Genomic DNA, 12,670 nt, shown 5'->3' on the forward strand with positions numbered 1-12,670 from the left:
GGCTGTGTCATCCCGGGGAGTGACCTCGGTGCAAGGCGGTTGCAGCGGCCTCGCTGTCCAGGGCGATCCGCATCGACGGGCTCTGCACGTCGCTGAACCCGAGCCGCCGGTAGAGCTCGTAGCCCTCGTCCGAGGCGTGCAGCTGCACCCGGGTGACGCCGCTGTGCAGGAACCATCCGAGCAGCCCGGTCATGCACGCCTGCGAGAAGCCGCGGCGCCGGTAGCCGTCGTCGGTGGCCACGTTGTAGACGTATCCGTTCAACCCGGTCGGGTTCGCCGGCGAACCGAGCCGCACGTCGATGCCGCCGACCGCGCACGCCGCCAGCCGCCCCGGCTCGCCGGGCCGGTCCACGACGAACGCCGCCGTGCGCGCGTCCGGCACCGGCAGCCGCTCCCGCAGCGACCGCACGGCCTCCCGCGACCACTCCCCCGGCTCGGGTGCGACGCCGTCCATCGACGCGAACATCACGATCCGTAGCCGGATCAGTTCCTCGGCGTCGGACGCGGTGGCTCTGCGGGCCTGCACCTCGATCACGACGGGAACGTATCAAGCGGCCGTGTACCCCGTCGCCTGCAATTCGAACAGCTCGGCGTAGGTGCCGCCGGCGGCGAGCAGGTCGAGGTGGCCGCCGTGCTCGACAATCCGGCCTTCGTGCAGGACGTAGATGTGGTCGGCGTGGCGGACGTTGGCGAGGCGGTGCGTGATGAGCACCGTGATCCGGTCGGGTGCGCCGGCCCGCAGCGCCGCGAACAGCGCGTGCTCCGCCCGCGCGTCCAGGGCCGCGGACGGCTCGTCGCAGATGAGCACCGGGGCGTCGCGGTAGAACGCCCGGGCGGCCGCGAGGCGCTGCCACTGGCCGCCGGAGAGGTCCTGCCCACCGGCGAAGTTGCGTGACAGCAGCGTGCCGTAGCCCGCCGGCAGGTCGGCGATCATGTCGTGGGCGCCGGCCTTGCGCGCGGCGACCTCGATCAGCCCGTCGCGCGCCTCGTCGTGCGTGCCGAGCAGGATGTTGCGTTCCGCGGTGAACGGCCAGTGCCAGTACTCCTGGCTGACCATCGCCACGTGCCGCCACGCGTCCTCGGGGTCCACCGTGGACAGCGGGGTGCCGTCCCAGGACACGGAACCGCTGTCGGGGTGGTACAGGCCGGCGATGAGCCTGGCGAGGCTGGTCTTGCCCGACCCGTTCTCGCCGACGAGCGCGATCGTCTCTCCACGGTGGACGGTCAGGCTGGCGTCGAGGACCGCCGGCGAGTCCGTCTCGGCGTAGTGCAGCGTGGCGTCCCGCACGGTGATGGTCGTCGGCGGCCGCACCGTCGCCTCCTTCGTCACGGGCGGCATGCGCTCGCCGGCGCGGGCCAGGAAGTCGGTGTAGTCGTTGAAGTACAGCCCTTCCTCGTAGACCCGGTTGACGTTGGTGACCGCGAGGGCGAGCGCGGTCCTTGCCGCCTGCAGCGCGAGGACCGCGGTGCCGGCCGCCGCCAGCGGCAGCCGGTGGTCGACCAGCAGCACGCCGAGCGCGACGTACACCCCGAACGTCGCAAGACCGGAGAACACGCCGCCGATGAGCCGGGTCAGCGTCTGGCGCCGCACGACCTCCAGCTCGGTGCCCGTCTCCGCGCCGGCCATGATGTCGTACTCGCGCAGCAGGAACGGCCGCATCGTGAACGCCCGCAGTTCCGCCGCGGTGGCCCGGTTCGCCATCAGGTCCGACAGCATCCACAGCCGCCGGCGCCGGCTGGTGCGGGCGTGGTTGCTCAGGTACGCCAGGCGCGCCGCCCGCACCGCCGCCCACGCGGCGGGGACGCTGGCCAGCAGCAGCGCGCCCAGCAGCACCGGGTGCAGCAGCGCGAGGGTGACCGCGGTCGCGGCGAGCCCGGCGAGCCCCGCGGTGAGGTCGATCGCGCCCCGGGTCAGGAACTGCACGGCGAGTGCACCGCGGTTGCGGGCGCGTTCCATCTCGTCGGAGAACCCGGCGTCGTCGAACGCGGCCAGCTTCACCTGCGTCGTCAGCTCGAACAGCCGCCGCTCCGCGGTCGTGAGCACCTGCGGTTCGAGGCGTGCCTGCGCCCAGCCGGCGATGATCGAAAGCCCGCTGCGCACGGCGGTTGCGACGGCCACCACGATCAGCGACGGCACCGCCGCCCTGACCCGGTCCAGGGTGGCGCCGGAGGCGAAGAGCGCCTGCAGCACGCCACGCGTCGCGAGCAGCCCGAACGCCGTCGCCACCCCAGCCAGCAGGTTGAACAGCAGCGCGGCGAGCGTGTCGCGGCGGCTGGCCTGCCACGCGATCGCGATCGCCTGCCGCAGGACGGCGGGCAGGCGCTTCGCCATCGCGCCGAACCGCACGTTGGCCAGCGCCACGCTGTGCGACTCCCACCATGAGGCTTTGAGCTCCGGCAGCTGGGAGCTGCCGGAAGGGTGTGACAGTGCGGCGGCAGTCGCCTTGGCCATTGATCCTCCTCGACGTCCCGCTTCGAGGATAACCGCGTGCCGGCGGCGCGGGTGAGCCGTCACACGCTTGGGTGGCGCCGCAGCGGGTACGCAACACCTGGAAGTGACACGGAAGGAGGACATCAGCGATGAATGTCGCGTTTCTGGTTGCGAAGGAAGGCATTGAGCAGGTCGAGCTCACCGAGCCGTGGAAGGCCGTCGAGCACGCCGGTCACACGCCCCGGCTGATCTCACCCGAACCCGGCCGGGTCCAGGCGTATCACCACCTGGACAAGGCCGACGCGTTCGACGTCGACGTGACCGTGTCCGACGCCAGGGCGGGCGACTACGCCGCCCTCGTCCTACCCGGCGGCGTGGCCAACGGTGACCTGTTGCGGTGGCAGCGGCCGGCGGTGGACCTGGTGCGCGACTTCGTCGCGTCCGGCAAGCCGATCGCGGTCATCTGTCACGGCGGCTGGGTGCTCATCGAGGCCGGCGGCGTCACCGGGCGCCGCATCACGTCGTGGCCGTCGATGCAGACCGACTTCCGCAATGCCGGCGCCACCTGGGTCAACGAGGAACTGGTCGTGGACGGCCCGCTGATCAGCAGCCGCAAGCCGGACGACCTGGCGGCGTTCTGCAAGGAGCTGGTCGAGACCCTGGCGGACGCCGGCTGACCTGCGCGTGATCGCGGAACCTCCGCGGGGCCCCGCGCCCGGCGAGGTTCCGCGATCCCGCACGGCCGGATTCCGCGACCACGCACGGCGAGGTTCCGCAACCACGCACGGTGGCCGCTAGAGTCGGCGGGCGATGCTGGAGATCACCCGTGAGCTGATCGGCCGTCACGCCCGCGGGGCGGGCGGCGGGTATGACGTCTGGGTCCGCGCCGCGACCCGGGCGATCCGGCGCAACGGCAACGCCGATGACGCCGCCGCGTTGCTGCCCGTGTTCCTCCGCGATCCGGCCGCAGGCGACGCCCTGCTGCCGGTGCTGGCCTGCCACGGCGACCTGTCCACCGCTGCGGCGCTGCTCGGCGTGCGCGAGCGCAACCCAGAGGTGCTGCACGCCGTCGGCTACCTCGGGCACGAGGACGCGGCGCTCATCCTCTGGGACCAGGCGGTCCACGGCGACTGGGACGCGCAGTGCGCCGCGGTGCTCGGCCTCGTCCACCTCAGGTGCGACGGCATCGACGTCGGGGCGGAGCTGCGCCGGCACGAGGGCCACGGGCTGTTCCCCGAGCTGCTCCCCGCCCTCGCGGTGAAGACCGGCGACCCGACCTGGGCGGAGCGGCTCCTGCACTGGGGCACGACCCAGGCGTCGACGGACTGCAACGGCGGCCTGCTGCTCGGCCTGGCCCTGCTCGGCGACGCCGGCCGGGAGGCGTTCGACCTGGCGCTGTGGAGCCCTGCGTGGGAGACGTGGTCGGGCTCGACCGGGACGGTCCGCTGGGCGCTGCGCGGCGCCCTGGTCGCCGGGCAGAGCGTCACCGGCCTGCGCGGGCGGTTCGACGCCCACGTCGCCGCCGCGACCGACCCGCACGACCGGACCAACGCGGTGCTCGTGCTGACCGGCGTCCTGGACTGCTGGCTGGACGACCAGTGGACCGGGCTGCGTGCCGCCGCGCCGCCGCCGGAGACGAAGGAACGCGCCTACCGCCTGCTGTTCGAGGGTGACGCCGCGCTTGACGAGGTCGCCGAGCGGCTCGTCCGCAACGCCCGCGACGGCGGCCACACCGAGGTCGAGCCGGGCCTGCCCATCAGTGTCGTCCTGCGCCGTGTCCACGACCTGCGCCGCCGCCTCGACGACGCCGTCAGACACGAGGCGGAGCTCACCGCTTGAGCGTGCTCCTGGTCACCAGCCGCAGCAGGCGCGCCGCGACCGACATCCTCCTCGGGTAGGACACGACCGGCCGACGGCTGCGAACCGCGTGCATGAGCACGTCCACCGCTCGGTCGACGCCGACCAGCATGGGCTTTGCCGAGCCCTTGGCCATCTTCGTGTCGACGAAGCCGAACCGGACCGCGGTGACCGCGACACCCCGCGGGCGCAGCGCGGCGGACAGCCCGAGCAGGTACGAGGTCAGCCCCGCCTTCGAGGCGGCGTACCCGGGCGCGTCGGCGGAGATGAGCACGTCGGCGAGGCTGGACAGGCCGATGAAGTGCCCGCCGCCGGCCGCGAGCATGCCGGGCACGACGGCCTCGACGGTCCGGGCCGCGCCGATCAGGTTCACCTCGATGGCCCTGGTCTGCGCAGCGAGGTCGGCCGGGTCGAACAGCTCGCCGACGCCGGCCGCGTAGACGCACAGGTCGACCGGTCCGACCTGTGCGAGGACCCCGGGGAACTCCTCGGCGGTGACGTCCACGACGTGCTGGACGAGGTCCTCCCGGGGGCTGCGCGACACGCCCACGACGCTCCACCCCTCGGCGACAAGCCGGTGGGTGAGGGCCAGGCCGATGCCGTCACTGTTGCCGACCACCAGAGCACGCTTCACCGGACGAGCGTAGCCGCGGGTCCGCGGCGCGGGCGACGCCGCAACGGTACGGTTCGGGGCGTGACGGATCACCGGTTGTTGTGGGAGCAGCACACCTGCCTGCCGCTGTCGGCGCAGGCCCGGCTCGGTGAGCTGCGCCGCTACCGGCGGCCGGGCGGCACGTTCGCGTCCGTCAACGTCGGGTACGCGCCGCACAGCGCCGACGACGTCCGCAAGCTACTCGCAGCGTTCCGCGCCGGGGTGGCACTCGAGGAGGACCTGGTGCTCGGCGACACGCTCGCCGCCGTCGACGGGGTGCACCGCGACGGCGGGGTCGCGGTCGCGTTCGACCTGGAGGACTCCGGGCCGCTGGAAGGGGACCTGGCCCGCGTCCGGGAGTTCTTCGACCTGGGCGTGCGCACGATGCTGCCGACCTACAACCTGCGCAACGCCGCGGGGTCGGGCTGCCTCGACCAGGTCGACGAGGGGCTGACCGCGTACGGCAGGGCCCTGGTGCGGGAGATGAACGCCGTCGGCATGGTCGTGGACGGTTCGCACTGCAGCGTCCGGACGGGCCTCGACCTGGCGGAGGCGACGCAGCGGCCGATGGTCTACAGCCACTCCTCGATGCGCGGCCTGTGGGACCACCCCCGCAACGTGACCGACGACCAGGCCAGGACGTGCGCCGCGACCGGCGGGGTCGTCGGCGTCACGGGGGTCGGGATCTTCCTCGGGCCGAACGACGCCTCCGTCGACGCACTGGTCCGGCACATCGACTACGCGGTCGACCTGGTAGGACCCGCGCACGTCGGGGTCGCAAGCGACTTCCCGTTCGATCACGAGGACTTCAACCTGGAGCTGACGAGCAACCCGGGGCTGTTCCCGCAGAGCTACACCCGTTGGGGTCCGATCGAGTTCATGCCGCCGGAAGGCCTGCTGCGGGTCGAGGCGGCCCTGGAAGCCAGGGGCTACCCGCCCGACGCCGTCACCGCGATCCTGGGCGGCAACTTCCGCCGCGTCGCCGCGGCGGTCTGGGGTCCGGCACCGCCGCCCCACCCCACCGCCCCCACCGCCTGACCGGCACGCCGCGGGGTCCGACGCACACCACCGGTTTCCTCAGCAGGCACGGACGCGTTCACCTGCGCGTCGACTCGGTTCGATAGATCTCGGTACATGACGAACTCCCCGTCCGTAAGCCGGCGCCTCGTCCTCGGCGCGACCGCCGCGGCCGCCGCCGGCGTCGCGACCCCCACCATCCTGACCGCGGGGCCCGCTGCGGCCTTCATCCCGTCCGGCCGCCCGGTGCTCACCCACGGCGTGCAGAGCGGCGAGGCCACCGGCGACTCGGCCTACGTGTGGACCCGCGCCGACCGGGCCGGCCGCATGGTCGTCGAGCTCAGCGACCGCCCCGACTTCAAGCACGCGCGGACCCTGCGCGGCCCGGTCCTCGACGCCTCCGGCGACTTCACCGGCAAGCTCAAGGTGCCCGGCCCCCGCAACGGCGGGCGCACCTACTACCGGGTGCGGGTCGACGCCGAGCACGCCGGCGAACCGCTCACCGGATCGTTCGGCTTCCCGGAGTGCCACCGCCGGATCCGGTTCGTCTGGACGGGCGACATCAACGGGCAGGGCTGGGGGATCAACCCGGACTTCGGCGGGATGCGGATCTTCCGGGCGATGCGCGCCGTCAGGCCGGACTTCTACCTGTGCAGCGGCGACACCGTCTACTCCGACGGCCCGCTCGCCGAGACCGTCAACCTGCCCGACGGGCGGATCTGGCGCAACGTGGTCACGCCGGCCAAGTCCAAGGTCGCGGAGACGCTCGAGGAGTACCGGGGGCAGTTCGCGTACAACCTGCTCGACACGAACTACAAGGCGTTCCTCGCCGAGGTGCCGCAGCTCAACCAGTGGGACGACCACGAGGTCGTCAACAACTGGTACCCGGGCGAGGTCCTGGACGACGCGCGCTACACCGAGCGCCGCGTCGACGTGCTCGCCGCCCGTGCCAAGCAGGCGTTCTTCGAGTGGGCGCCGCTCGCCCCCGGCCCGGTGTACCGCAGGTATTCCTACGGCCCGCTGCTCGACGTGTTCAAGCTCGACATGCGCACGTACAAGGATCCCAACGACGCCAACACCTACGCCGACCCCCGCCGCGGCCTGCTCGGCGCCGAGCAGCGCGCCTGGCTGATCCGGTCGCTGCGCGCGTCGAACGCGACCTGGAAGGTCATCGCGGCGGACCTGCCGCTCGGCCTGGTCGTGCCGGACGGGCCGGCCGCGCAGGAGGGCGTCGCGCAGGGCGACGGGGGTGCCCCGCTCGGCCGTGAGCTGGAGTTCGCCGAGGTACTGCGGGCAGCGCACCGGGCAGGCGTGCGGGGCATCGTGTTCCTCACCGCCGACGTCCACTACACCGCCGCGCACCACTACGACCCGGCGCGCGCCGCGGTGCAGGACTTCACACCGTTCTGGGAGTTCGTCTCCGGGCCCGCGAACGCGGGTGCGTTCGGCCCGAACGCCCTGGACGGGACCTTCGGCCCGCAGGCGGTGTTCGTGCACGCGCCGCCGGTCGCCAACACGTCGCCGATGGGTGGCTTCCAGCACTTCGGCGAGGTCGAGATCGATCCGTGGAGCCGCGACCTCACCGTCCGGCTGCGCGACCTGGACGGCGGGGTCCTGTGGACCACGACCCTGGACGCCGGCCGCCACTGACCCGAGTGCCCGGCCGGGCCGCCACGGGAGGCCCGGCCGGGCGGTGTCAGCGGCCGCGCCGGGCCTTTCGCCGCGCCGCGAGGAAGGCGTGCCTGGGCCCGCCGTTGTCGTAGTACCACGGGTACTCGCTGACGTACGGGCCGATCGCGGCGAACTGTTCGGCGGCCTCGGCGAACCGGCCGGCCCTGGTCAACGCCCTGGCAAGCACCGATCGTGACTTCATGGCCAGGGCGTGCTCCGGCGGCCCGGCGCCGAGCCATCGCTGCTTCGCGGTGTCGATGTCGGCCCGGACCTCCGCGCTGTCCCACAGCGCGGCGACGCGGGCCGCGCCCTGCTCGCCGCCCCGGTCGGCCTCGATGAGCTCGAACTCGAAATGTGCTTGCAGAGGCAGCAGCGCCAGGGGTGACCCGGGCGGGGCGGACGCGGCCGCCGTGCGGCAGAAGTCGTACATCCGCTCGTGGTCGCCGGACCACTTCCGGCAGCTGAACTGGAACCGCGCCTCATGGCCGAGATAGTTGTGCGGGTCGCGGGTGAGGAGTTCCTTCCAGCGCCGCTCGAAGACCGGGCGGCCGTCACCGCGGCCGATGGTCAGCCACAGGTACCAGATCCAGGGTGAGGGATCGTCGGCGGCGAGCGTCGTGGCCCGAACGACCGCGGACTCCGCGTCGGCGAGGATGCGGTGGAACCGGTCGAACGCGGCGGCGGAGGTGTTGCGCGCCCAGCCCGAACCCCGCGCGTTCCAGGCCGTTGCCACGCCCGCCCGCGCCAGCACGACCGCGGCGTCCGGGCTCTCCGGCTCCGCCGCCGCCCACGCCGCCAGCCATTGCGGGTGATCCGCGCCGACGGTGCCGAGCACCTCGCAGCGGTGTGCCCGCCGCTCCCAGTCCCCCGCCGCCTCGCTCAGCACCGTGCGGGCGGGCTCCCAGTCGCCGCGCAACGCCGCGTCCCGCGCCGCGGACAACGGCAGGTCGTCGAGGGCATGGTCGAGGGAGACCGCCGGGCGGCCGGAGAAGAGCAGTGACAGCATCAGACGGGGATCCCATACAGCGGCTCGGTCGGAGAAGCTGCAGCGTACCTGGGCGTTTCAGCGGCCCAGGGCGGTGTACGTGCCGTCGTGGTACACCAGCGGCGTCGCCGTGCTGTCGGCGTGGTGGGCGGCGTGCACCGGCGAGGCGACGACGATGACGTGGTCGCCGGCTTCCACGTGGTTGACGACCTCGCAGATGAGCACCGCGAGGACGTCGTCGAGGATGGGCACGCCGCCGGGGCCGGGGGTCCAGGTGCCGCCGACGGCCGCGTGCGCGGCGAACCGGTCGGCGCTCCGGGCGGCGAAGGTGCGGGCGACCGGCTCCTGGCCTGCGGTGAGAACGTGCACGGCGACCAGGCCGGCGCCGCGGACCGTCGGCCACACCGAGGCGGACTTGGCGACGCAGAAGGAGACCAGCGGCGGGTCCAGCGAGACGGATGTGAAGGATGTGGCGGTGAACCCTGTCGGCGGATCACCCGGTGCGGTGACGACGACCACGGCGGCGGCGTGACGTCGCAGAACGCGCCGGAACAGCCCGGAGTCGATCGCGGTAGCCGTCACCCCGTCCTCCCGTCCCGGCTGGTGCCTGGTTAGGAGAACCTTACCCGCGGGTACGGGATGCAACCACCGGCGTCAGACGGTCTCGCCGAACAGGCGGAGGCGGGCCATGCCGCCGTCGGGATAGACGTCCAGGCGGACATGGGTGGCGGGGGTGGTGCTGTCGAGGCGGAAGCGGTGGCGGGTGTCGGGCTGCAGGTCGACGCGGGGCAGCAGATCGAACCAGGCCGATTCCGAGGACGGGTCGACGGTACCGCGGAGCCTGGCCGCGCCCGGAGCGTTGCCCTTGAAATGGGTGGTGTCGAGCTCGGCGAGGCGGATCGTGCCGGTCGCGGCGAGGCGGACGAGGACCCAGTCGTTGCCGTCGTCACGGCGGCGGGCGGTCTCCCAGCCCTCGCCCATGACGCGGGCCTGGCCAGGCAGGATGAGGTTGTTGGCGGAGCCGTAGAAGCGGTTGCTGCAGTCGACGACGAGGCCGCCGAGCTCGAGCGCGGCGAGGTCGACGGTCATGCCGTGCAGCAGCGCGGGGTCGGGCTCGACGACGCCGTGGACACGCAGGCGGGCGACGCCGCCGTCGGGGAAGATGTTGAGCCGCACGTGGGTGACCCGCCGGTGGTCGGTCACCTCGAAGAGGTTGCGGGTGTCGCCCTTCACGGCGGACTTCTCCACGAGCGGGAACCAGCCGGTCAGCGCCGACGGCGCGGGGTGACCCGCGACGTCACAGCCCTCGACCGAGACGTGCGGCGGGTAGTTGCCGGTGAAGTGGGCGGTGTCGACCACGACGCCGTGCACCGCGCCAGGGGCGCCGAGCCGCACGACGGCCCAGTCGTGGCCGGGGGTGCGGCGCCGTCGGGTCTCCCAGCCGTCGTAGACCTTGCCTTTGGGCCCGAACGTCCACGTCTCGAACGTGGACGGCTCCGGGTTGACCAGGTTGTCGCGGGCGGCGAAGAACTCGTCGTTGGCGTCGACGACGCCGCCGCCGAGGACCCTGGAGGCCAGGTCCGGCAGCTCCGTGAATGTCATCGGTCATCCTCCCGCCGCAGGAACGTCCCGTGTGGAGTGTCCCCGACCGGCACCCCTCGCAGCCAGGTGGTGTGCACCACGCCGCGCAGCGTGGTGCCGGCGTAGGGCGTCACCGGGTGCCGGTGGTGCAGTGCCGTCGCGTCGACGACGAAGGGCTCGTCGGGGGCGAACGCGACGAGGTCGGCATCGGCGCCCGGCGCGATGCGCCCCTTGCGGCGCAGCCCGACGAGGTCGGCGGGGCCCTGCGCCATCCACCGCACCACATCGGCGAGGGTGAAGCCGCGCTCCTGCGCCTCGGTCCACACGGCGCTGAGCCCGAGTTGCAGGGAGGCGATCCCGCCCCACGCGGCGGCGAAGTCGCCGCTGTCGCGCCGTTTCAGGTCCGGCGTGCTGGGCGAGTGGTCGGACACGACGACGCAGATCGTGCCGTCGGCGAGGCCGGCCCACAGCCCGTCCTGGTTGACGGCGTCGCGGATCGGCGGGCAGCACTTGAACTCGGTGGCGCCGTCGGGGACGGCGAGACCGTCGAGGGTCAGGTAGTGCGGGCAGGTCTCGGCGGTGACCCGCACCCCGTCCGCGGCGGCCCGGCGCAGCAGCGGCAGGGCGTCGGCGGCCGACAGGTGCAGGATGTGGACCCGGGCGTTCGCGGCCGCGGCGACGGCGAGGGCGGTGCCGATCGCGGTCACCTCGGCCGCCGGTGGGCGGGACGCGAGGAAGTCGGCGTAGGCGCGGGACGCGACGGAGTCCCGCAGCTGACCGGGGTCCTCGGCGTGCACGATGAACAGCGCGTCGACGCTGGCGAAGGCGGTCGCGAGGCCGTCGCGGTCCAGTGGGGGGAACTCCGGGACGCCGGAGTCGACGAGGAAGCTCTTGAAGCCGAAGACCCCGGCGTCGTGCAGTGCGGGCAGGTCGGCGGCGTTGCCGGGGATCGCGCCACCCCAGAAGCCGACGTCGATGAAACACTGGCCGGTCGCGGCCGCCTGCTTCTCCCGCAGGGCGGCGACGGTCGTCGTCGGCGGCAGCGAGTTGAGCGGCATGTCGACGATGGTGGTGACGCCGCCGGCCGCCGCGGCACGGGTGGCCGTGGCGAAGCCTTCCCATTCGGTACGGCCGGGCTCGTTGACGTGCACGTGCGTGTCCACGAGACCCGGCAGCAGCACCAGGTCGCCGAGGTCCTGATCGCACGGCGCGGTGACGTCGCCGACGGCGACGATGCGTCCGGCGTGGACGGTGACGGTCGCCGGGCGTGGACCGTCCGGGAGGTACACCTGCCGCGAGCGCAGCGTGAACGTCACAAAGCCTCCAGCTCCTCGATGGGCCGCCCCGCGGACGAGGCCGACAGCGCTCCACAGTGGACACCACGGAGCAGGAAGCGGGCGATGGCGCGGGCGGTGGCGGGCTCGTCGAGGATGCCGCCGTCCCGGCGGGCCAGGTAGTTGTCCAGGCGCCGGCGGGCCTCGGGCAGCCCGTCGAGGTAGAACGAGAACGTCGCCGCGTACCGGGTCGGCAGCTGCGCGGGGTGCAGGTCCCAGCCCTGGTAGATGCCGCGTTCCAGACCGCGGCGCACGAGGCGGGCGTGCAGCCGCCAGGCGGCGTGGACGGCGGCGGTGCCGCCGACGGGCAGGATGTTGGTGGATCCGTCGGAGACGTGGACGCCGGTCCCGGCGGTCGCGACCTGCATGACCGACTTGGCGTGGTCGGCGACCGGGTGGTCGAGGGCCTGGTGTGCGGGGGCGATGCCGAGCGCGGTGCTGTAGTCGTACGTGCCGTAGTGCAGGCCGCTGAGCCGGCCGTGCGCGGCGAGGATCATCTGCGGCAGCGGCGACCGGCCGTCGGCGCCCAGGACCGCCTGCGGGGTCTCGACCTGCAGTTCGAAGCGTAGCCGCCCCTCCTCCAGGCCGTGCGCGTGCTCGAGCTGCCGGCACAGCAGGACCGCGGTGTCGACGTGCGCGACCGAGGTCGGCTTCGGGATGGTGACGACGAAACCGGGCGGCGGCGGGCCGAGCGCCGACAGGACCAGGTCGAGGGTGCGTGCGCCGCGCAGCACCGTCGCGGGTTCGAGGCTCTTGATCCGCAGCCCGCTGAAGGGCGTCGGGGATGCGCGCAGCGCCTCTCCGGCGGCCAGGGCGTGTGCGTCCTCGACGTCGTCGGGGCGCAGGCCGTAGCCGTCCTCGAAGTCGACCCGCAGGTCCTCGACGGGTTCGGCGGCGAGCTTCGCCCGTACCATGTCCACTGTGGACCCGTCGAAGTCCGGCAGGCCGTGCGCGTCCATGGCCTGCAGGGCCTGCGACCCCCAGTCGGTGACCGTGGCCGGCCCGAACCGGTCGGCGGGCACGTAACAGGTGTGCACCGGCCGGCGCGACACGGCGTCGTCGACCTGGCCGGGCAGCGCGATCCTGTCGAGGTGCTCGGCGCTGGCCAGGAGCTCTTCGAGGTCGAGGTCGGTGAGTCCCAT

The 12,670-nt window shown here is 73.2% G+C and carries 12 protein-coding genes; 4 read left to right on the forward strand and 8 right to left on the reverse strand.

What is annotated here, in order from left to right; genetic code table 11:
* Positions 1–7: 7 nt before the first annotated feature.
* Together OHA72_RS60640 and OHA72_RS60645 are read right to left on the reverse strand one after the other, a co-directional pair.
* On the reverse strand, positions 8–535 hold the full coding sequence (locus tag OHA72_RS60640; RefSeq protein ID WP_327005127.1) for a GNAT family N-acetyltransferase: 528 nt from the start codon (positions 533–535) through the stop codon (positions 8–10).
* A 12-nt stretch (positions 536–547) separates the two neighbouring features.
* Positions 548–2,452 carry an ABC transporter ATP-binding protein gene (locus tag OHA72_RS60645; protein WP_327005128.1) on the reverse strand — a complete coding sequence of 635 codons (1,905 nt, stop codon included), beginning with the start codon at positions 2,450–2,452 and terminating at the stop codon, positions 548–550.
* Between the two features lie 128 nt (positions 2,453–2,580).
* Between OHA72_RS60645 and OHA72_RS60650 the strand changes: the two genes are divergently transcribed.
* The gene (locus OHA72_RS60650; RefSeq protein ID WP_327005129.1) at positions 2,581–3,108 is read left to right on the forward strand and encodes a type 1 glutamine amidotransferase domain-containing protein; all 528 of its coding nucleotides are present in this window, start codon (positions 2,581–2,583) and stop codon (positions 3,106–3,108) included.
* A gap of 133 nt (positions 3,109–3,241) precedes the next feature.
* On the forward strand, positions 3,242–4,270 hold the full coding sequence (locus OHA72_RS60655) for a hypothetical protein (protein ID WP_327005130.1): 1,029 nt from the start codon (positions 3,242–3,244) through the stop codon (positions 4,268–4,270).
* Here OHA72_RS60655 and OHA72_RS60660 read toward each other — a convergent pair.
* Positions 4,260–4,922: an SDR family NAD(P)-dependent oxidoreductase gene (locus OHA72_RS60660; protein ID WP_327005131.1), complete on the reverse strand. Its 663-nt coding sequence runs from the start codon at positions 4,920–4,922 to the stop codon at positions 4,260–4,262. The two genes, OHA72_RS60655 and OHA72_RS60660, sit on opposite strands and share 11 nt — an antisense overlap.
* Before the next feature lie 60 nt (positions 4,923–4,982).
* Between OHA72_RS60660 and OHA72_RS60665 the strand changes: the two genes are divergently transcribed.
* The gene (locus OHA72_RS60665) at positions 4,983–5,978 is read left to right on the forward strand and encodes a dipeptidase (RefSeq protein ID WP_327005132.1); all 996 of its coding nucleotides are present in this window, start codon (positions 4,983–4,985) and stop codon (positions 5,976–5,978) included.
* Between the two features lie 96 nt (positions 5,979–6,074).
* Positions 6,075–7,607 (forward strand): alkaline phosphatase D family protein, encoded by a 1,533-nt coding sequence (locus OHA72_RS60670; protein ID WP_327005133.1) that lies wholly within the window; start codon positions 6,075–6,077, stop codon positions 7,605–7,607.
* A gap of 46 nt (positions 7,608–7,653) precedes the next feature.
* Here the strand turns inward: OHA72_RS60670 and OHA72_RS60675 are convergent, their stop codons facing one another.
* The 5 genes from OHA72_RS60675 to OHA72_RS60695 form a co-directional block, all read right to left on the reverse strand.
* Positions 7,654–8,634, reverse strand: a complete 981-nt coding sequence (locus OHA72_RS60675) for a hypothetical protein (protein WP_327005134.1) — start codon at positions 8,632–8,634, stop codon at positions 7,654–7,656.
* Positions 8,635–8,691: 57 nt separating this feature from the next.
* Positions 8,692–9,195 carry a flavin reductase family protein gene (locus OHA72_RS60680; RefSeq protein WP_327005135.1) on the reverse strand — a complete coding sequence of 168 codons (504 nt, stop codon included), beginning with the start codon at positions 9,193–9,195 and terminating at the stop codon, positions 8,692–8,694.
* 72 nt (positions 9,196–9,267) lie between these two features.
* Positions 9,268–10,215, reverse strand: coding sequence for an allantoicase (alc, locus tag OHA72_RS60685; protein WP_327005136.1), 948 nt, complete (start codon positions 10,213–10,215; stop codon positions 9,268–9,270).
* Positions 10,212–11,510: an allantoinase AllB gene (allB, locus tag OHA72_RS60690; protein ID WP_327005137.1), complete on the reverse strand. Its 1,299-nt coding sequence runs from the start codon at positions 11,508–11,510 to the stop codon at positions 10,212–10,214. Before allB ends, alc begins: the two co-directional genes overlap by 4 nt.
* Complete coding sequence (locus OHA72_RS60695) at positions 11,507–12,670, reverse strand: DUF6986 family protein (protein WP_327005138.1); 1,164 nt, start codon at positions 12,668–12,670, stop codon at positions 11,507–11,509. The genes allB and OHA72_RS60695 overlap by 4 nt, the downstream gene beginning before the upstream one ends.

This window comes from Dactylosporangium sp. NBC_01737, from assembly GCF_035963215.1.
GTDB lineage: Bacteria > Actinomycetota > Actinomycetes > Mycobacteriales > Micromonosporaceae > Dactylosporangium.